Here is a 19,423-nt window from a genome sequence, read left to right on the forward strand (position 1 = left end):
GTCAGCCGAACGCCGCGTCGAGGATGTCCGCGCCCCGGATGAGGTCCGCGTCGGAGATGACCAGCGGCGGAAGGAAGCGCAACACGTTGCCGTACGTGCCGCAGGTCAGGGTGAGCAGGCCGGCGGCGTGGCACGCTGCCGAGATGGCCGCCGTGGCGCTCGGGTCGGGGACGAGGGTGCCCGGCTGGACCAGCTCCATCGCGAGCATCGCGCCGCGCCCACGTACCTCGGCGACCCGGGGGTCCCGCTCGGCGATGGCCCGCAGGCGAGGGGCCAGCACCGATTCGATCCGGCGGGCCGCGCCGGCCAGGTCCAGTTCGTGCATGGTCTCGATGGTCGCCAGCGCGGCGGCGCAGGCGATCGGGTTGCCACCGTACGTGCCGCCGAGCCCGCCCACGTGCACCGCGTCCATCAGCTCCGCCCGACCGGTCACCGCCGCGAGGGGCAGCCCGCCGGCGATGCCCTTGGCGAGGGTCACCAGGTCGGGTTCGACGCCCTCATGTTGGCAGGCGAACCAGTCCCCGGTCCGGCAGAAGCCGGTCTGGATCTCGTCGGCGACGAAGACCACCCCGGCGGCCGTCGCCCAGTCGCGCAGCGCGGGCAGGAAACCCGGCGCGGGTACGACGAAACCGCCCTCGCCCTGGATCGGCTCGATGAGCAGCGCGGCGACGTTCTCCGCGCCGACCTGCTTCTCGACCGTCTCGATGGCGCGTGCGGCCGCCTCGACGCCGGAGAGCCCGCCGTCGCGCAGCGGGTACGACATCGGCACCCGGTAGATCTCTCCGGCGAACGGCCCGAACCGGTGCTTGTACGGCATGTTCTTCGCGGTCAACGCCATGGTCAGGTTGGTCCGGCCGTGGTACGCGTGGTCGAAGACCACCACCGCCGGTCGTCCCGTGGCGTGCCGGGCGATCTTGACAGCGTTCTCCACCGCCTCGGCGCCGGAGTTGAACAGCGCCGACCGCTTCTCGAACCCGCCCGGCGTCAGCGCGTTGAGCTGCTCGCACACCGCCACGTACGACTCGTACGGCGCGACCATGAAGCAGGTGTGGGTGAACCGTTCGACCTGCGCGCGAACGGCCTCGACCACCTTCGGTGCGGAGTTCCCGACGCTTGTCACCGCGATGCCGGCGGCGAAGTCGATCCACTCCCGCCCGTCGACGTCGGTGATCGTCCCGCCCGCGGCGGTGTCCACGTAGGACCCAATGACACTGCCGACGCCACGGGCGACAGCCGCGCCCCGGCGCTTGTGCAGTTCCTCCGAACTCGGCATGGGTCAGCCCTCAATGTTGTGCATGACGTGCTTGATCCGGGTGTAGTCCTCCAGGCTGTAGACCGACAGGTCCTTGCCGTGCCCGGAGTGCTTGAACCCGCCGTGCGGCATCTCGGAGACGAACGGGATGTGCGTGTTGACCCAGACGCAGCCGAAGTCGAGCCGTCGGGTCATCCGCATGGCCCGGCCGTGGTCGCGGGTCCAGACCGACGCGGACAGGCCGTAGTCGACGCCGTTGGCCCAGCGCACCGCCTCGTCCTCGTCGGAGAAGCGCTGCACGGTGATGACCGGCCCGAACACCTCGTCCTGGATGATCTCGTCGGCCTGCCGCAGACCGGACACCACCGTGGGCGTGTAGAAGTAGCCGCGCTCGCCCTGCCGGGCGCCGCCGGTCTGGATCGCCGCGTGGTCGGGCAACCGGTCGACGAAGCCGCTGACCCGGGCGAGCTGGTTGGCGTTGTTCAGCGGACCGTAGAGCACGTCGGCGTCGTCCGGGGCACCGGTCTTCGTGGCGCGGGCCTGCTCGGTGAGCGCCGCCACGAAGTCGTCGTGAACGCCGGGACCGGCCAGCACCCGGGTCGCCGCCGTGCAGTCCTGCCCGGCGTTGAAGTAGCCGCCGACCGCGATGGCCTCGGCCGCCGCCGCCACATCCGCGTCGTCGAAGACCACCACCGGGGCCTTGCCGCCCAGCTCCAGGTGGGTGCGCTTCAGGTCGGGGGCCGCCGCGGCGGCCACCTCCATGCCCGCGCGGGTCGAGCCGGTGATCGACACGAGCTGCGGGGTCGGGTGGGACACGAGGGTACGACCGGTGTCGCGGTCGCCGCAGACCACGTTGAACACCCCCGGCGGGAAGAACTCGGCGGCGATCTCGGCGAGCAGCAGCGTCGACACCGGCGTGGTGTCCGACGGCTTCAGGACGACCGTGTTGCCGGCCGCCAGCGCCGGGGCGATCTTCCAGATCGCCATCATCAGCGGGTAGTTCCACGGGGTCACCTGGGCGCAGACCCCGATCGGCTCGCGCCGCACGTACGAGGTGTGCCCGGCCAGGTACTCCCCGGCGGAGCGCCCCTCCAACAGGCGGGCCGCCCCGGCGAAGAACCGGAACTCGTCGACCGCCGGGGGCAGCTCCTCATCGAGGGTGAGTTGGCGGGGCTTGCCGGTGTTGCGTACCTCGGCGTCCACCAGCTCGGCGGCCCGCGCCTCCACCGCGTCGGCGAGCTTGAGCAGCGCCCGCTGCCGCTCGGCGGGGGTGACCTCCCGCCAGCTCTCGAAGGCGGTGGCGGCGGCGTTCATCGCCGCGTCGACGTCGGCCGGGCCGGAGACCGGCGTCTGCGCGAACACCTCCCCGGTGCAGGGGTCGACCAGGTCGGCGTAGCCGCCGTCGGCCGGGTCGACGTAGGAGCCGTTGACGAAGTTGCGCAGCTGCTGCTGGTCACTCATGACGGGATCACTCCGAGGGGGCCGGGGGTGAGTCTGCGGCGGTTCTCGCAATCTGTCTGCCATCTTCGCTACTGAATCCGCAGCAGACAAGGGATGCGGCGACTGTTTCCGTCGACTGCTGTTCCGTCTACGCTGCACGTCGTGGAGCCCACACCCTTCTTCGTCGCCTCCCGTCCCGCCTCCGGTGCGGGCGAGTTGACCGTGCACCACCCGTACGACGGTCGCGCGGTGGGGCGTACCACCTTTGCCACGCCCGACCAGGTCGAGGCCGCTGTCGCGGCAGCGACCGGCGTGGCCGCGCAGGCCGCGGCCCTGCCCGCGCACGCCCGCGCGGCGGCCCTGGACCACGTCTCCCGGCGGCTCGCCGAGCGGGCCGACGAGGTCACGGCACTGATCACCGCCGAGAACGGCAAGCCGGTGAAGTGGGCGCGCGCCGAGGTGGGGCGGGCGGTCTCCACCTTCCGGTGGGCCGCGGAGGAGGCCCGACGCTTCTCCGGTGACCTGCAACGGCTCGACACCGACCCGGCCGCCACCGGCCGGATCGCCCTGGTCCGACGGGTCCCCCGGGGGCCGGTGCTCGGCATCGCGCCGTTCAACTTCCCGCTCAACCTGGTCGCGCACAAGGTCGCCCCGGCCATCGCGGTCGGCGCGCCGATCATCGTCAAGCCGGCCCCGGCGACGCCGCTGTCCGCGCTGCTGCTCGGCGAACTACTGGCCGAGACGGACCTCCCGGCCGGCATGTTCTCGGTGCTGCCGCTGCCGAACGACCGCGCCGCCGAACTGGTCGCCGACCCCCGGCTGCCGGTCGTGTCGTTCACCGGGTCCGGACCGGTCGGGGCCGCGATCCGGCGGCAGGCACCGGAGAAGCACGTGACGCTCGAACTGGGCGGCAACGCGGCGGCGGTGCTCTGCGCGGACTGGACGTCCGCCGACGACCTGGACTTCGCGGCGCAGCGCATCGCCACCTTCGCCAACTACCAGGCCGGGCAGTCGTGCATCGCCGTGCAGCGGGTGTACGTGCACCACGCGCTGTACGCCGACTTCCTGCCCCGCCTGGTGGCGGCGGTACGCGCGCTGCGCACCGGCGACCCCGCCTCCGAGGTGACCGACGTCGGCCCGATGGTCTCCGAGGACGCGGCCCGCCGGGTCGAGGCGTGGGTGTCCGAGGCGGTCATGGCGGGCGCGACGGTCGAGGTGGGCGGCGTGCGCACCGGCGCGTCGTACCCCCCGACCGTCCTCACCGGCGTGCCCGCGGACGCCAGGGTCGTCGCCGAGGAGGTGTTCGGGCCGGTACTGGTGGTCACCCCGGTCGCCGACGACCAGGCCGCGTTCGCCGCGGTCAACGATTCGGCGTACGGCTTGCAGGCCGGCGTGTTCACCCGGCGGCTGGACGTGGCCTTCGCCGCCGCCCGAGTCCTGGAGGTGGGCGGCATGATCGTCGGTGACGTGCCGTCGTACCGGGCGGACCAGATGCCGTACGGCGGCGTGAAGGGCAGTGGCGTCGGTCGGGAGGGGCTGCGCAGCGCGATGGACGACTACACCGAACCGCGCGTCATGGTGCTGACCGGGCTCGACCTCTAGGCGACGCGAGCTCTATTCGATGAACACCTTCACGGTGTCGGAGAGCCCGTCGTTGCGGTTGATGCCGACGAAGAATTCGCTTCCCACGTGGGTGACATCTTCGATCTCGTCGACCAGGTTGTTGCTCGGGACTCCGATGTCGCTCTCCACATCGCCACCCGACCAGTTGTACTGGTACACCCAGTTCCATCCGGTCGAGGGCGTCGAAGTGTTGATCGACTTGGTGTTCCAGATGTAGTTCTCCGAGCAGTCGATGCCCTGGTCGGAACGATTGTCGTGACTCGTCAGGTTGCTCTTGACCAGCGTCCAGCCACTGGTGAGCGCGCCGGCGCCGGGATGGGTCCACAGGCTGCCCAACCGGCGGGCCGCATACTTGCCGGCACCGCCGGCAGCCGTCGCGCTGTAGCAGAACCCGCTGATGTTGCCGATCGGCAGACGCACCTCACTGGTCGTGCCGATCGCGCCGTCGGCGTTCAGGCGAATGATCGTCACCTTGTCGCTCAGGAACGCCGACTGGCTTCCCTGGGCGGCAATCAGGGCCGGCCCCTGGCCCAGGTAGTTCGCGTTGTAGGCGAGGTCGTTGCCGTGGCCGAGGGTCGGAATGGAGGTCGGGGCCCCGGAGCAGACCCAGCTGGCGCCGTCCCAGGTCGAGCCGTCCCGCAGCCACCGGGACAGGACCGGCTCCGCGCCGGCCGCCTTCGTGAAGACGATGTAGAGCTGGCCGCCCGGCCCCGCCACCATGCCCTGCATGACCGTGCGACCGGCCTTGCACGCACTGCTGTTGGGGATGTCCAACCGGACCGCCCCACTCCGGTCGGTAGCAGCGGAGGCAGCCGCGGCCGGGGCGAGGGCGATGCCGACGGAGAGTGCGAGCACGGTGGCGACGCTCGATAGTTTCGTCAATTCGGTGTCTCTTCTCTAGGGGCGAGGCGAGAAGAGTGTATCGGTCAATATCAACTCGTCCAGGTGCCGTCGTCGCGCAGCCGGGCGGGGGCGCGGCCGAGCAGCAACGTGGTGAGCGCGGCGTCGATGCTGTCGCCGAGGAACCAGTCGCCGGCCTGGTCGAGGGCGAAGACCCGGCCCCGCTCGTCGACGGCGAGGATGCTGTCCTGCTGCTCGGTGCCGATGGGGAAGAGCCGTACGCCGAGCACCGCGCCGAGGTCGGCGAGCGTGTCGGCGGTGTGCGCGATCAGGTGCGGACGGATGTCGAAACGGGATATCCACACCTGCTCGCCCGGACCACGCCGGGCGCCGACCAGGCTGGGGAACGCGGTCAGCGCCTCCACGGCGGCCGGGAAGACCTCGTGCCGGTGCGTCCTCCCGGGCACGGCGGTGACGTCCCGTACCCCGGCCGCCGCCATGATCTGGTCACCGATGTGCGGTCGCCATCCCGCCGCCACCAGCGCGTTCGCCACCGCGGGTGGGAAGCGTCCCGGGTCGGGATCGGGCGCGGTCGGGGCGAGCCACGTCTCGGTGTAGGCCCGTGCCGCCTCCGGTAGGACGTTGGCGCGTACCAGGAACGCGATGCACGAGTCGCAGGGCAGTTCGGCGGCGCCGCCGGCCGGGTCGCCCGGTTCACGGATCCGGAAGATCTCGAAGCGGGCGGCGTCCAGCAGCGCGGCGGCCTCGGCCCGCCCCATCGGTTCGATGCCCTCGGCGGCCCGCCGGTGGTCGTACTCGTGCAGCACGTCGGAGACCACGATCAGCTCGGCGTGACACTCGACGCCGCGCACCAACTCGCCGGGCGGCCTCTCGTCCAGGTACGCGCGCACCAGCGGATGGTGGTTCAGGGTCGCCGGTCCTCTCGTGCCCTGGGCCGTCCAGATGCGACCGTCGAGGGTCAGGTGCGCCACCGTGTTCGGCGTCGGACCCCGATGGATCTCCCGGATCAGCAGGCTCGACGCGTCGACCGTGCGCGGTGCGGTCGGTCCGCTCGGCTGGCTGCGCCGGTACAGGTCCGCCACCACCGCGGCCGGCACCCGGGGCCAGGTGGTGACCGTGCCGGTGCGCTTGTCGATGACGGTCGTCGGCAGGTCGCCGGGGATCGCCCGCGCGCCGCTCGACACGATCGAGGTGACCACGAAGCCGAGGTCGAACTCGTCGACGACCGGGGTGCACTCGTGGCCGAGGCGCTGTGAGTCGCGCCGAGCCCAGGCGGACGCGAGCTGCTCGGCCTGCTGACGGTCGATCACACATCGAAACTACCGGACTACACGGATCGATGGCGGCCGGTATGGTCTTGGATACCGACGGTGACGGGAGGAGCGGCGGTGAGCGAACGCGTGGACCGGGACGCCAATCGCGAGCTACGAGCCCGATTCGACGATGTGTACGGCCAGTACCAGCAGCTCAGGTCCGGTTTGGACACTCTTGCGGCGCGGCTCGCCGAGCTACGGGTGACCCGCCGCTCGCCGGACGGTCACGTCACGGCGACGGTCGGCGCGCAGGGCCAGGTCATCGAGGTCGTCCTCGCCCCGGCCGTCTACCGGGTCCGCGACGCCGAGGCGCTGAGCCGGAAGATCACGGAGACGATCCGGGCCGCCGTGGCGGCTGCCACCCAGGCCACCCAGGACCTTGTCGCCGAGACCATGCCGGCCGGCGCCGGCTCGGCGGACTTCCTGCGTACCGGTGACTTCGGCACGTTGCTCGGTCGCGCCGACGCCGTACTCGGCCGTCGCGGGGGGCCGGCGTGACCGACGGGCAGCTCTGGCTGGACGCGTCCCGGGCCCGGCGCGGCGGCGCGGACCTGGCCCTCTCCGGCGAGGCGGTGACCGCCCGACGGGCGGCGGAGGGCGGCGAGATCGAGGCCGCCAGCGGCACCCGTCCTTGGGGGCGGGACGACATCGGCGCGGCGTTCGAGCGGAGCTACCGGGGCATCGAGCAGACCGTGCTGCGCGCCTGGGCGGGCGTCGGGCAGCGCCTCACCGAGCTGGGCACCGACGTGGCCAGCGCGGTCGACGCGAGCATGCGGACCGACCAGAGCAGCGCCGTCCGGCTCGACGGCACCGCCGACCAGCGCTGACGACGGGCCGACCCGGATGAGCGTGCTGCCCAGCCCGATTCCGCACCCGCTTGACTACGCGCCCTGGGACGTACCCGGGTGGATCTACGAGGCCCTCGACTGGGCGATCGGCGTGCAGTGGCCCGAGGGCGACGAGCGGGCCGTCTGGGACCTCGCGGACCGGTGGTACGCGGTGGCCGGCGTCCTCGCCGGCCCGCACGCCGACGCCGCCACGGCCGCCGCCGAGGTACGCAGTGGGTACGGCGGTGTCGGCGCTGTTGACGCCGCGTTCGAGGCGGCCTGGCGCGGTATCGCCGAGGGCGACGACGCGCCCCTGCCGGTGCTGCTCGCGGTCACCGCCGACCTGGGCCGGCTGGTCGAGGAGTGCGGCTGCGACATCGAAGGCGCCAAGATCGAGGTCTGGATCGAGCTGGGGATCCTGGTCGTCGAACTGCTCTCGGTGGCCGTGGCGGCGCTGCTCACCGCGGGGGCGGCCTCCCCGGCGGCCGGCGCGGCCGTCACCGCGACCCGGCTGCTCATCCAGCAGATCTTCAAGCGCCTGATGGGGCAGCTGGCCAGCAAGGCACTGCGGCGAGGGCTCAAGGAGGCCGGCGAGCGGGCGGCCAAGGAGGTCGCCAAGGGGGGCGTGCGTGGCCTCGCGAAGCGGGCCACCCGGGAAGGGCTGGAGGAGGCGGCCGAGGAGTCCGGGATCAGTCTCGCCACGCAGGCGTACCAGAATTCCACGGGCCGGGCCCACGGCGTCGACCTGACCGACCTGGGCGCATCGGCCGTCGGCGGGCTCGCCGGCGGTGCGGTCGCGCCGCTCGCCGGCCTGGGCCGCCACGCGACCGGCCGCGCCGCACGTGTCGGCGAGCACCTCGGCCGGGAGATGACCGGCGAAATGCTCGCCGAGAGCGCCGCCAGTGTCGCCACCGGGCAGGGCCTGGCCTCGGTCGACGACGTGGTACGCGCCGCCGCGTCCGGGGTCACCGGCTCGACGACGGCGCAGACCGACCACGCATTGCAGGCGCGGCTCCGCGCCCAGGCCGACGCGCTGACCGGGGCGTCCCTGCCCGGCCCGTCGCTGCCGATCCCACCCCCGCCCGCGGAACTCACGGCGTCCGCGCCGGTGTCGTCTGCGTCGGTGGCGTCCGGGCCGCTTTCGCCATCATCGGCGTCGACGGGGGATGGTGCCGGAGCGGTGGGCGCGAACGTCGCCGGTGAGTCGGTGCCGGCAGCGGCGAGCGTCCAGGGCGTTCCCGCCGACGGGCACGGCGCGGGTCCCGCAGTGTCGGAGGTGGGGCCCTCGGCCGTTGCGGAGCCGGGCCATCCCGCCGTCGCGGCCGCACCGACACTCTCGGGGGTCACCGCGCCCGTCGCCGGCGTTGTCGACGCGGTCGGCGGACCAGGTGTCGGCGTCACCCCGGCGCTCACCCCGGCGGCGATCGACCCGGCGGGCGTCAGCGGTTCCGTACCCCCGTCGGCAGGTCTACCCGGGGCCACCTCGGCCGTGTCGCCGCCGGTCTCGGCGGCCCCGCTGCCCCCAGCGGTCGGGCCGTCGTCGGGCCCGCTGCCGTCGGCGGCCGGGTTCCCGTCGGCCTCCGTGGCCTCGTCGGCATCCGTGATGTCCTCGACCGGGCCGGTGTCGGCGTCCCCGCCAACGGCCGTGGGGGCGGTGCCTCCGGTCGGCTCGGCGGCCGCGAGCACCACCGGGCTCCCGACGCCGAGCGCGTCCGCCGGCCCTGCCCCGGCCATCGCGACGCCGGTGGTGTCCCCGGTCACGTCGACCGGGACGACGGCCGGCCTGCCAACTGACGCCCTGACCAGACCGGGCGCAGTCGGGAGCCCACCGGTCGGCAGCGCGGTGGCCGCGCCGGCGGGCCGACACTCCGCGCCCGAGCGGGAGGCGGTCGCACCGGCCCGCGTACCCCGGCAGCGAACGGGCGGCCGCAGGTCCGCGCCCGTCGACGTGGTGGCGTTCGGCGAGCCGGTGGAGTCCACGACCGACCTCGACGACTGGTACGCGGCCCAGTGGCTGGCCGAGGCGGAGGCCGCCGAGCGGCGGCGCTACCAAGGCCACTTCGAGGCGCAGCGGATCGGGTTCGAGAACAACCGCCGGCAGGCCGAGGCCACCCGGCTGCGGGCGCGGGCGGCGGAGCACGACCGCCGGGCCGTCGAGTACGCCAACTATGCCCGACAGCTGCACCGGACCGGTCACCGGCAGTGGGCCGACGGTTGGCAGCGGGCGGCGAACGACGAGACACGCGCGTACGCCCACTGGCGTGACCTGGCCAACGACGTACTGGCGGGGGTCACGGCACCGCCGGTCATCGACCTGGCCGACGGCGCCTTCGCGCACGCCAACAGCGACGTGGGCGCGCTCGCGCTCGGCGCGGTGGAGACCGGCGGCCCGTCCCGGCTCACCGGTGACGACGTTCCCCCGCCGATCGACGACTCCCGTCCGTACGGGCAGCCGGGCGGGCTCCGGCCGCCCCTCGCGCTGCACCAGGTCGACGTCGAGCGACAGATGCCACGTGAGCGCGACGGCACGATCAGACGTACCGCCGATCCGCGCCAGGGCGGCTGGTTCCGCCTGTTGAACGACGGCGGTCCCCAGGCCGACGCCACCCGTGGCATCAACTGCCTGGACTGCACCCTGTCGCTCTTCGAGACGTGGGTGCACGGTCGGCCGCGAGTGTCCGCGCCGCGCACCTTCGACGGCTACCTGAACGGTGACATCCGCCGCCCGATCCGCGGCGAGGCGGGCGGGCCGGGCCGGGTGGAGGACGTCACCGGCGGCCGCTTCCAACGCGTACTCGCACCCGGCCAGCCGCCCGACCCGGCACAGGCCCGACAGGGGTACGCCAATCTGCACGACCAACTGCTGCTGGGCGGCCACGGCAGCTACGCGTTCCTGATCACCGAGTGGGCCGGTGGCGGCTCGCACGCCTGGGTGGCACTGAACCAGAACGGCACGATCCTCTACGTCGACCCGCAGACCGGCCTCGTCCGCGACCGACCGCTGTATCCCGACGTGGTCGGCATCGACGCGCTCGTACTGGGCGGAGACGGCCGTCCGATGCCGCTCGGCGGGCTGCCCCGGGGCCGGTTCAGTGAACGCCCCGACCTGCCGACCCATCCACCCGGATACGACGACGGCGGCCACGGCGACCCGTACATCAACCGGATGTACCTGCTGCTGGACGGGCCCGGCTCGGCGCCGGACGGCTTGCCCTCCGATGCTCGCGCAAGTCAGCCACTCGCGCACGCCGGCAGTCTTGACGAGGTCTTCTCGGCCGGGATGAGTCCCGGAGACTTCGCGAGGGCGGTCGATCCGTCCAGCCTCCGGCGGCTGGTGCCCAGCCTCGACGACGCGGGCGCGCAGGACGTGGCGCGGCTGTTCGCCGACACCCGGGTGCGCGACATGCTGGACAATGCCCTGCGAGAGCCACCACGTAATGAGCCGAAGCTGGCCGAGACGTTGGCCCGGCAACTGGCGCAGGCACCGGATCTGGCACGAATCATCCTCGCCACGCCCGAACTGGCGAACTCACTGACGGCTCGCCCGCTGACGCTGCACCACCTGGCGAGCCATCAACAGGCCATCGACGCCCTCGCCGACGTGCTGAACGACATCACCACGCGGGGAGCCTTCGAGGTTGCAGGGTCGGAAGGGCCCGTAAGAGTTGTGACCGCTCCACGGCAGACACCGCTGACGGATGCTCAGCGGATGATCAGCGCGAGTATCCAGGTACCTGATGACCCGCCTGTCCAACCGGGATTCGACAAGCGTCGCCAAATCGACCCGATCTATCGTCAGCACTACCTCGACAGTCTCTACAGGATGGCGGCGGTTGCTCAGACAGAGCTGAATCAGCTTGCGGTTTCTCTTGCCCACCTCGATGAGCGCCGCGTTGGCGAGCCTGGGTGGCGTACCCAGCCGAAGGATCGGAGGCGTGCCGAGGACAAGATCGCCAAGCGTCAGGGCGACGCCTCCCGTTTGCTCGACCTGGCCGCTGCGAAGGTCGAATTTCGGTCGCTCGACGACCTGTACGGGGCTCTGGAGCGGTTACGCGGTCACCGTGATGTCGAAATCGTCAGCTGTGATGATCGATTCATATCACCGGAGGACAGCGGCTACCGGGACATACAACTCGTCCTCAAGACGCCGAGCGGGCACCTCGCGGAGTTCCGTCTGCACCTGGCGGCGCTGGATGCGGTAGCGGTCTGGGAGCATGCGCTGTATGAGGTACGCCGCGACATCGACGCCTTGGCCCGCATTGAGGATCGAGAGTTGACGGGACGCGAGGCCGCGATTGTGGATGGCATCCTCCAGCGCGAGCAGCAGTTGTTCTGGGAAGCACTCCAATCGACCTACGAGGAGAACACCTAGTGGTGCAGATGCCCGGTCTGGTTCTTCCGTCCTACTACCTCTACCACCAGTCTCCCGTCAAGATCGTGAAGACACCTGACGGTGGTGCCCGGGTGTGGCGGGTTGCAATCGACACGGGAGGCTGGCAGGCGAAGAATGACCTCTTCACGGAGATTGTCTTCGACGTCGGTGGAGATGTTTTCCGGCGCACCCCAGAGGAGTTCGTGCAGGAAGTGGAGCGGTTTCGCGCTCACTACCTCGAAGGCGAAGGCCCGGTCTTCGCTCTGTACGAGACCGTGCAGGCACTCAGGGATGCCGCCAAGGCCGAGGGGCGGCACCTGACGCCGCGCGAGCAGGCTCTCATCCGGGGGATCCGGCAGCGGTCGTTCGTGATGTTCGAGGAGCAGCTTCGGGCGGCGGGCGACCCGGGCGCGGACCCGGACATCGCCCGCGGAACGTAGGGATTGCGCGCCGACCGCATCGACGGAAGGCTGGATTAGTCGGCGCAAAGCGCGATCGACACCGGATCGCCGAAGTGGCGGTTTCCGCCTTGGCGGGATGGCGCGACATCGCCGACGTGGAGTCGATCATGACTGGACGCGCGATGGGCATCAGCGAGCGTATCGACGAAGAGGGTGGGTCAGGGATGGCCGAGGGGTTCGACGTCCGGTTGACACGGGCACAGGAGCGCTACGAGCAGGCGGTCTTCGGTGGTGACGCGACGTCGTTGCCCGCGGCCGAGCGGGATCTCGTGGCGTTGGAGGCGGACACCGCCCTGGCCCGTGGGCGGTTGTTGCACGCCCGGTTCCTCGAGACCGGCGTCGAGGACGCGGCCGAGCTGTCGCTCTTCGAGCGGGCGGCGCAGCTCTACCGCGAGGTGGGCGACGCCCGTGGCGAGGGTGAGGCGCTGTTTTGGGTGGGCACGGTCCACCAGGTGATCCGGCAGGACCAGGCCACCGCCGACCGGGCCTTCGCGCGGGCGCGTGAGTTGGCGACGGAGGCGGGGGACGAGCTGACCCTGTCGTACGTGCTGCGGCACCTCTGCTTCGGCGAGCAGGCCGCCGGTCGGGTCGAGGCGGCGCGGGAGTTGTTGGAGGAGTCGACGCGGCTGCGCCGGAAGCTGTCCTTCACGCCGGGGGTCGCGGCGAACCTGATCGGGCTGGCGGACCTCGCGGCGAGCGACGGTGACCGGGACGCGGCCCGTGGTTTGCTCGACGAGGCCACGTCATTGGCCGCCGACAGTGGCGCGCACGGCATCGCCCGGTGGATCGACGAGGCCCGCGACGAGCTGAAACTCGCCTGACCCCAGCCCGGCAGGCGCGATCCGGTGTGCCCGGTCGGCGGGTGCCGGAGATCCGGCGGCACGACGGCCAGCCACCCGCCGCGCGGCGGCAGGCGGCACGATGGCCACCACGCACCGCGCCTCGGCAGGCAGCACTACGGCCAGCTACACGGCGCGCCCCGGAGATCCGGCGGCACTGCGGCCAGCCACCCGCGCCGCGCCTCGGCGGGCGGCCCGCGTGGTTGGCCGTGCTGATTAACATCGGTCCATGGCGAATTTCACGACCGACAGCGGCAGGGCGCGTCTCTGGGGGTGGCCGGTCGGCCTTCTGTTCGGCTTCGCGATCGGCATCCCCTCGTTTGGCCCTGCGGGCGGCGTGGCCTTCGGTGTCGCCATGGCCGTCGCCTTCGGGGTGGCCTTCGGTGCCTCCGCAAAACGAGCGGACGGCGATGGGGCCGAGGATGGCAGCGCGCCGCGGCCGTCCGGTAAGGACAGGTCGGACAACGTGTGATCGACTCGACGTCGCCGATATCGGGGTGTCCGGGGGCACGGGATACCGCGACATCGCCGAAACCGAGTGGATCAAGGATGGCGCTGACCCGGCCGCCGCGCTCGGTCGCGGAGGCGGTGGCCGTACAGGAGGAGTTGCGGCCCCTCGTCGACCTGGTCGGGCCCGGTCCGGCCGCGCCGGAGACGGTGGCCGGCCTGGATGTGGCGTACGCCGAGAGCGGCGACCTTCTCGCGGCGGCGGTGACCGTGTTGGACGCCCGGACGCTGGCCGTGGTGGACTCGGCGGTCAGCGTGGGCCGGCCCGCGTTCGACTACGTGCCGGGGCTGTTCGCCTTCCGCGAGCTGCCGGCTCTGCTCGCCGCCCTGGACACCTTGACGACCATCCCGAACCTGCTGGTCTGTGACGGACACGGGGTGGCACATCCGCGCCGGTTCGGACTGGCCTGTCACCTCGGGGTGGTCACCGGCCTGCCGGCGATCGGGGTGGGGAAGACGCCGCTGATCGGCGAGTGGGTTGCGCCGGCCGCCGAGCGGGGCGCCTGGTCGCCGCTGCGTGACGGGGGCGAGGTGGTGGGTCGGGTGGTGCGTACCCGGGACGGGGTGAAGCCGGTCTTCGTGAGCGTCGGGCACCGGATGAGTCTGGAGAACGCCACCGCCCAGGTGCTCGCGTTGACTCCGCGCTACCGCCTCCCCGAGACGACGCGCACCGCCGACCGGCTGTGCCGCGACGCTCTCGCCGAGGCCGGACACGACGGAGCGCGGGCCGGACACGACGGAGCGCGGGCCGGACACGACGGAGCGCGGGCCGGACACGGCGGAGCGCGGGCCGGACCCGCTGACGAGCGCCGGTCGTAAACCGTAACGCCGCACACATGCCGGCCGCTCTATGACAGGTGGTGAAAGTGGTCCGGTAGTAGCCTGACCGGCGGACCCCACCCGGGGAGGAACGGTGAGGTGATCATGAAGCTGCGTCGACGCGCCGCACGGCTCGCGACGGTCTGCGGCCTGCTGGTCGGCCTGGTGATGCTCGGCGCGTCACCCGCGCTGGCCGACGAGGACTCGGTCCGGGTGGGTGCGGCCAGCAGCTTCGCCGCGGGTGGTTCTCCCCAGGGTGTGAACGTCGCGGTGCGTAAGCGCTCCGAGGGATGCGTCCTGCTGCGCACCGCACTGGCGCTGCGCCTCGAGGGTCTTCAGCCGGACCAGGTGGCGGTCCAGGTCAACGCGGGCGGGCGCTGGTTTCCGGTAGCCGTCTCCGGCGGTGGTGGCAGCGTGGCGACCGGGCAAACCTCGCCGGCCAAGCCGACGCTGTGCAAGGGCAAGGGGATCACCGTGCGGTACCGGGTGGCGTTCGCCGCCGGTGCGCCGGGTGGTCGGCTCGCGGTGACCGGCGTGGGGGTCACCGCCGCCGGTCAGGAACTCGGTCGCGGCAGCGACACGGCGCGGGTGACAGGTGGCCGCACGTCCGCGTCGCCCACCCCCACGCCGTCGAAGAAGCCCACCCCGACACCGAGCCCGACCGAGGTCGCGGCGGGGGGCGAGGTGGTGGACCCGGCCGCACTGAGCGCGACCACCGGCGCACCCTCGCCAACGGCCGTGGCCGCCGAGTCCGGCGGTGGTTCGCTGATCATGTTCTTCGGCATCGCGATGGTGGCGGTCGGCGCGCTGCTGATCGTGTTCCTGGTCCGCCGTTCCCGGCAGGACCGCACCCCGACCGACGAGCCCGGGCCGCTGCCGGGCAACCCCGGTGGGACCACCTACCGCGCCGGCGGTGGGTCGCCGGCCGCGCCCGGTCACCCCGGCCCGGTGTACGGCCAGCAGCCGCCGGCCGTGCCCGTCCAGCGGCCCACCTCCGGGGGTGTCTACGGGGCGCGACCCGCCGCGCCTGGGCCGGACGCCACTCAGGTCATGCCGGGCCTCCCCGGCGGTCCGGGTGCTCGACCACGACCCGATGACCCGGAGGGCGGCGACCACACCGTGTTCATGCCCCGGCTCCCCGGCTGAGCGGGGCCGGGCCCGGCCGCTCCGATACGCTCAGGTTTGTTGGAAACCTGCGGCCAAGGAGCGGAACTAGTGTCTGATCTGTCCCAGATCGTCAAGGCGTACGACGTCCGAGGGACGGTGCCGGACCAGTGGGACGAGCGGGTCGCCGAGGCACTCGGGGCCGCCTTCACCCAGCTGCTCAACGCCACTGACGAGCCCGGTGACGCCGTTGTCATCGGGTACGACATGCGGGCCAGCTCGCCCGGCCTGGCGTCCGCCTTCGCCGCCGGGGTACGGGCCGAGGGGCGCTCGGTGATCGAGATCAAGCTCGCCTCCACCGACCTGCTCTACTTCGCCTCCGGCTCGCTCGGCCTGCCCGGTGCGATGTTCACCGCCAGTCACAACCCGGCGCAGTACAACGGCATCAAGATGTGCCGCTCCGGCGCCCGGCCGATCGGGCAGGACAGCGGGCTGGCGGAGATCCGCGATCGGGCCCAGGCGATGCTGGACTCGGGGGCGTCCCGCCCGGCGGGCGAGCCGACCCGGCCGGCCGAGCGGCGCGACCTGCTGCCCGACTACGCCGCGTACCTGCGCAAGCTGGTCGACCTCTCCGGCATCCGGCCGCTGAAGGTGGTCGTCGACGCCGGCAACGGGATGGGTGGCTACACCGTCCCCACGGTGCTCGGTGAGGCCGCGCTGTCGGCCCTGCCGCTGGAGATCGTGCCGCTCTACTTCGAGCTGGACGGCAGCTTCCCCAACCACGAGGCGAATCCGCTGGACCCGGCGAACCTGGTCGACCTCCAGCGGGCCGTGGTCGAGCACGGCGCCGACATCGGCCTGGCCTTCGACGGCGACGCCGACCGCTGCTTCGTGGTCGACGAGCGCGGCGAGCCGGTCTCGCCGTCGGCGATCACCGCGCTGGTCGCGGCACGCGAGCTGGCCAAGCACCCGGGCTCCACGGTGATCCACGGCCTGATCACCTCCAGCGCGGTCGCGGAGATCATCCGCGAGCACGGTGGCGAGCCGGTGGTGGCCCGGGTCGGGCACTCCTTCATCAAGGCCGAGATGGCCCGGACCAACGCCGTCTTCGGCGGGGAGCACTCCGCGCACTACTACTTCCGGGACTTCTGGTTCGCCGACACCGGCATGCTCGCCGCGATGCACACGCTGGCCGCGCTGGGCGAGCAGTCGCTGCCGCTCTCCGTGCTGGCCGGCGAGTACGAGCGCTACGTCGCCTCCGGCGAGATCAACTCGACGGTCGCCGACCAGGCCGCGGCGGTTGCCGACGTGCGGGCCGCGTACCCGGAGGCGACGGCCGACGAGATGGACGGGCTGACGCTGCGCTTTCCCGACGGCGCCTGGTTCAACCTGCGCGCCTCCAACACGGAGCCGCTGTTGCGGCTCAACGTCGAGGCGCCCACCCGCGAGCGGATGGTCTCGCTCCGGGACGCGGTGCTCGACCGCGTTCGCCGATAAGATCGCCTGCGCCGGTCGGCACCGCCGTCGGTGACCCGCACTCGTGGAAGGAGCCGTGCCATGGCCCTGGATCCGCAGTTGCTCGAGATCCTCGCCTGCCCGGACACGCACCACGCCCCGCTGACGTACGACGCGGAGGCGCAGACGTTGACCTGCACGGAGTGCGGCCGGATCTTCGAGGTCCGTGACGACGTGCCGGTGCTGCTCCTCGACGAGGCGCGTGGCGGCCCCGGGCAGCAGTCATGATCGACGGTACGGCCGGGGTCAGCGGGCGGCGCGACGCCGACGAGGCCCTGCTCGACAACCCGAGCGCGCTGGCCGAACACGACCCGGGCGACATGCTGCGGCACACCGCCTCGGCCGGTGCCCAGGTGCGCGAGAGCGCGGCACTGGCCGCCGAGGCGAACCTCGCGGTGCTCGCCGACGACGGGCGGCCCCGGGCCGTCGTGATCGCCGGCATCGGCACCGCGGGGCGTACCGGTGACGTGTTGGCCACGGTCGCCGGGCCGCGCTGCCCGGTGCCGATCATCGGGCACCGCAGCGCCGGCGTACCCGGTTGGGTGGGCGCCGCCGACGTGGTGATCGCGGTGAGCGCGTCCGGTCGCAGCCCGGAGGCGCTCGGCGCCGCCGAGGCCGCGCACCGGCGCGGCGCCCGACTGGTCGCGGTGGGCGCACCGGACTCGCAGTTGCAGTCGGTGGCCGAGCGGGCCCGCGCGCCGTTCATCCCGGTGCCCCGACGGGCACCGGCCCGGGCCAGCCTCTGGGCGCTCACCGTGCCGGTCCTGCTGGCGGCGCGGTCGCTCGGCCTGGTGAAGGTCAACGAGGCGGACCTGGCGGAGACGGCGGCCCGGCTCGACGCGGACGCCGACCGCTGCCGCTCGGCCGCCGAGTCGTTCGTCAACCCGGCCAAGTCGTTGGCGTTGGGCCTGGCCGGCTCGATTCCGATCGTGTGGGGCTCGTCGCCGCTGGCGACCGTCGCGGCCCGCCGGTTCGGCGACACCCTGTCCGCGAACGCCCGCTACCCGGTGGTCACCGGTGCGCTGGGCGAGGCCGGGCGGGGGCGGGTCGGTCTGCTGGACGGCGTCTTCGGCGGCCTGGCCGAGGGCGAGCGGGACATCTTCGCCGACCCGTCGGAGGACGACGGTGACGGCACGCGGCTGCGGTTGGTGCTGCTGCGGGACGGCGGGCTGAACGCCGAGGACGACACGGACGAGCCGCTCGCGGTCGAGGAGCGCCGCGCGGACGCGGTGCAGACCCTCGCCGAGCGCCGTGGCGTGCGGTGCGACGTGGTGACCGCCGAGGGCGGATCGGCTCTGGAGCGGTTGGCCTCGCTGATCGCCGTACCGGATTTCGCCTCGATCTATCTTGCTCTGGCACACGGGTTGGACCCGATGGCCGTACCGGCCATCACCGAGATGAAGGAGCTGTCGAACCAGTGAACGTACCCAGGGGGCGGCGCTACACGTACGTCACCACGACGCGAAGCGGAGTGGCGGCGTGAGCGCGAACGGCGGGACGAAGGCGATCGTCGCCGCCCTGCTGGCGAACGTCGGCATCGCCGTCACCAAGTTCATCGCGTTCCTGCTCTCCGGGTCCTCGTCGATGCTGGCCGAGGCGGTCCACTCGGTCGCCGACTCCGGCAACCAGGGTCTGCTGCTGCTCGGTGGCAAGCGGGCGAAGCGCGCGGCCACCCCGGAGCACCCGTTCGGGTACGGCCGGGAGCGGTACATCTACGCGTTCATCGTGTCGATCGTGCTGTTCAGCATCGGTGGCCTGTTCGCCCTCTACGAGGCGTACCACAAGTGGTCGGATCCGCACGGCATCACCGAGTGGCAGTGGCTGCCGGTGGCGGTGCTGGTGGTGGCGATCGGCATGGAAGGGTTCTCCTTCCGGACGGCGATCAAGGAGGCCAACCACATCCGGGGCGAGCAGTCCTGGGTGCGGTTCATCCGCCGGGCCAAGGCGCCGGAGCTGCCAGTGGTCCTCCTGGAGGATTTCGGTGCGCTCATCGGTCTGGTGTTCGCGCTGTTCGGCGTGAGCATGACGCTGGCCACCGGGAACGGTCGGTGGGACGCCGCCGGCACCGCGATGATCGGCATCCTGCTGGTGGTCATCGCCGTCGTGCTGGCCATCGAGACCAAGAGCCTGCTTCTCGGTGAGGGTGCCGACCCGAAGGACCTGGCCGCTATCGCGCGGGCTGTCACCGAGGGCCCCGAGGTGGAGCGGATCATCCACATGAAGACGCTCTACCTCGGTCCGGAAGAGCTGATGGTGGCCGCGAAGATCGGCGTACCGGCCTGTGAGAGCGCGCACGAGCTGGCCAAGGGCATCAACGCCGTGGAGGCGCGGATCCGGACCGCCGTGCCGATCGCCCGGGTCATCTACCTGGAGCCGGACATCTACAGCGTCGCCGCCGCCGAGGCCGGCACCGGCGCCGCCGCCGACACCGCCGTACCGCAGCCCCAGGAGCCGGCGGGCGAGGCGGTCGGGCGACCCGGGGTCTGAGAC

At 72.3% G+C, this 19,423-nt stretch carries 17 protein-coding genes; 13 read left to right on the forward strand and 4 right to left on the reverse strand.

Features of this window, described 5'->3' with window-relative positions; genetic code table 11:
- Position 1: 1 nt before the first annotated feature.
- Both gabT and ACN263_RS03680 read right to left on the reverse strand, forming a co-directional pair.
- Entirely contained in the window at positions 2 to 1,273 is a 1,272-nt protein-coding gene (gene gabT / locus ACN263_RS03675; RefSeq protein WP_422738411.1) for a 4-aminobutyrate--2-oxoglutarate transaminase, read from the reverse strand.
- 3 nt (positions 1,274 to 1,276) lie between these two features.
- Positions 1,277 to 2,713, reverse strand: coding sequence for a gamma-aminobutyraldehyde dehydrogenase (locus tag ACN263_RS03680; RefSeq protein ID WP_422738412.1), 1,437 nt, complete (start codon positions 2,711 to 2,713; stop codon positions 1,277 to 1,279).
- 93 nt (positions 2,714 to 2,806) lie between these two features.
- Between ACN263_RS03680 and ACN263_RS03685 the strand changes: the two genes are divergently transcribed.
- Positions 2,807 to 4,294, forward strand: a complete 1,488-nt coding sequence (locus ACN263_RS03685) for an aldehyde dehydrogenase family protein (RefSeq protein WP_422738413.1) — start codon at positions 2,807 to 2,809, stop codon at positions 4,292 to 4,294.
- A 12-nt stretch (positions 4,295 to 4,306) separates the two neighbouring features.
- Here the strand turns inward: ACN263_RS03685 and ACN263_RS03690 are convergent, their stop codons facing one another.
- Together ACN263_RS03690 and ACN263_RS03695 are read right to left on the reverse strand one after the other, a co-directional pair.
- Positions 4,307 to 5,089, reverse strand: coding sequence for a hypothetical protein (locus ACN263_RS03690; protein ID WP_422738414.1), 783 nt, complete (start codon positions 5,087 to 5,089; stop codon positions 4,307 to 4,309).
- Between the two features lie 158 nt (positions 5,090 to 5,247).
- On the reverse strand, positions 5,248 to 6,486 hold the full coding sequence (locus ACN263_RS03695; RefSeq protein ID WP_422738415.1) for an SUKH-3 domain-containing protein: 1,239 nt from the start codon (positions 6,484 to 6,486) through the stop codon (positions 5,248 to 5,250).
- A 78-nt stretch (positions 6,487 to 6,564) separates the two neighbouring features.
- Between ACN263_RS03695 and ACN263_RS03700 the strand changes: the two genes are divergently transcribed.
- From ACN263_RS03700 to ACN263_RS03755, 12 genes are all read left to right on the forward strand, one after another.
- Positions 6,565 to 6,987, forward strand: a complete 423-nt coding sequence (locus tag ACN263_RS03700; RefSeq protein WP_422738416.1) for a YbaB/EbfC family nucleoid-associated protein — start codon at positions 6,565 to 6,567, stop codon at positions 6,985 to 6,987.
- On the forward strand, positions 6,984 to 7,316 hold the full coding sequence (locus ACN263_RS03705; RefSeq protein ID WP_422738417.1) for a hypothetical protein: 333 nt from the start codon (positions 6,984 to 6,986) through the stop codon (positions 7,314 to 7,316). The genes ACN263_RS03700 and ACN263_RS03705 overlap by 4 nt, the downstream gene beginning before the upstream one ends.
- Before the next feature lie 16 nt (positions 7,317 to 7,332).
- Positions 7,333 to 11,688 carry a toxin glutamine deamidase domain-containing protein gene (locus ACN263_RS03710; protein WP_422738418.1) on the forward strand — a complete coding sequence of 1,452 codons (4,356 nt, stop codon included), beginning with the start codon at positions 7,333 to 7,335 and terminating at the stop codon, positions 11,686 to 11,688.
- Between the two features lie 8 nt (positions 11,689 to 11,696).
- Complete coding sequence (locus ACN263_RS03715; protein ID WP_422740588.1) at positions 11,697 to 12,128, forward strand: hypothetical protein; 432 nt, start codon at positions 11,697 to 11,699, stop codon at positions 12,126 to 12,128.
- Positions 12,129 to 12,256: 128 nt separating this feature from the next.
- Positions 12,257 to 12,970 carry a tetratricopeptide repeat protein gene (locus ACN263_RS03720; protein ID WP_422738419.1) on the forward strand — a complete coding sequence of 238 codons (714 nt, stop codon included), beginning with the start codon at positions 12,257 to 12,259 and terminating at the stop codon, positions 12,968 to 12,970.
- Positions 12,971 to 13,217: 247 nt separating this feature from the next.
- Positions 13,218 to 13,460 (forward strand): hypothetical protein, encoded by a 243-nt coding sequence (locus ACN263_RS03725; RefSeq protein WP_422738420.1) that lies wholly within the window; start codon positions 13,218 to 13,220, stop codon positions 13,458 to 13,460.
- 77 nt (positions 13,461 to 13,537) lie between these two features.
- Positions 13,538 to 14,314: a deoxyribonuclease V gene (gene nfi / locus ACN263_RS03730; RefSeq protein WP_422738421.1), complete on the forward strand. Its 777-nt coding sequence runs from the start codon at positions 13,538 to 13,540 to the stop codon at positions 14,312 to 14,314.
- 99 nt (positions 14,315 to 14,413) lie between these two features.
- Complete coding sequence (locus ACN263_RS03735; protein WP_422738422.1) at positions 14,414 to 15,460, forward strand: hypothetical protein; 1,047 nt, start codon at positions 14,414 to 14,416, stop codon at positions 15,458 to 15,460.
- A gap of 69 nt (positions 15,461 to 15,529) precedes the next feature.
- Positions 15,530 to 16,915 (forward strand): phosphomannomutase/phosphoglucomutase, encoded by a 1,386-nt coding sequence (locus ACN263_RS03740; RefSeq protein WP_422738423.1) that lies wholly within the window; start codon positions 15,530 to 15,532, stop codon positions 16,913 to 16,915.
- 60 nt (positions 16,916 to 16,975) lie between these two features.
- A complete protein-coding gene (locus ACN263_RS03745) occupies positions 16,976 to 17,161 on the forward strand; it encodes a Trm112 family protein (RefSeq protein ID WP_007455824.1) in 186 nt (61 codons plus the stop codon).
- The gene (locus tag ACN263_RS03750; RefSeq protein WP_422738424.1) at positions 17,158 to 18,354 is read left to right on the forward strand and encodes an SIS domain-containing protein; all 1,197 of its coding nucleotides are present in this window, start codon (positions 17,158 to 17,160) and stop codon (positions 18,352 to 18,354) included. The genes ACN263_RS03745 and ACN263_RS03750 overlap by 4 nt, the downstream gene beginning before the upstream one ends.
- Positions 18,355 to 18,412: 58 nt before the next feature.
- On the forward strand, positions 18,413 to 19,420 hold the full coding sequence (locus ACN263_RS03755) for a cation diffusion facilitator family transporter (RefSeq protein ID WP_422738425.1): 1,008 nt from the start codon (positions 18,413 to 18,415) through the stop codon (positions 19,418 to 19,420).
- Positions 19,421 to 19,423: the final 3 nt, after the last annotated feature.

Source organism: Micromonospora sp. WMMD729, from assembly GCF_049315225.1.
In the GTDB taxonomy this organism is placed as follows: Bacteria; Actinomycetota; Actinomycetes; order Mycobacteriales; family Micromonosporaceae; genus Micromonospora.

What these genes read in the sequence shown, in the direction of transcription:
- gabT (WP_422738411.1), bottom strand. Translation starts at nt 1,273, where the DNA reads ATGCCGAGTTCGGAGGAACTGCACAAGCGCCGGGGCGCGGCTGTCGCC.
- ACN263_RS03680 (WP_422738412.1), bottom strand. Translation starts at nt 2,713, where the DNA reads ATGAGTGACCAGCAGCAGCTGCGCAACTTCGTCAACGGCTCCTACGTC.
- ACN263_RS03685 (WP_422738413.1), top strand. Translation starts at nt 2,807, where the DNA reads ATGCGGCGACTGTTTCCGTCGACTGCTGTTCCGTCTACGCTGCACGTC.
- ACN263_RS03710 (WP_422738418.1), top strand. Translation starts at nt 7,333, where the DNA reads ATGAGCGTGCTGCCCAGCCCGATTCCGCACCCGCTTGACTACGCGCCC.
- ACN263_RS03715 (WP_422740588.1), top strand. Translation starts at nt 11,697, where the DNA reads ATGCCCGGTCTGGTTCTTCCGTCCTACTACCTCTACCACCAGTCTCCC.
- ACN263_RS03720 (WP_422738419.1), top strand. Translation starts at nt 12,257, where the DNA reads ATGACTGGACGCGCGATGGGCATCAGCGAGCGTATCGACGAAGAGGGT.
- ACN263_RS03725 (WP_422738420.1), top strand. Translation starts at nt 13,218, where the DNA reads ATGGCGAATTTCACGACCGACAGCGGCAGGGCGCGTCTCTGGGGGTGG.
- nfi (WP_422738421.1), top strand. Translation starts at nt 13,538, where the DNA reads ATGGCGCTGACCCGGCCGCCGCGCTCGGTCGCGGAGGCGGTGGCCGTA.
- ACN263_RS03745 (WP_007455824.1), top strand. Translation starts at nt 16,976, where the DNA reads ATGGCCCTGGATCCGCAGTTGCTCGAGATCCTCGCCTGCCCGGACACG.
- ACN263_RS03750 (WP_422738424.1), top strand. Translation starts at nt 17,158, where the DNA reads ATGATCGACGGTACGGCCGGGGTCAGCGGGCGGCGCGACGCCGACGAG.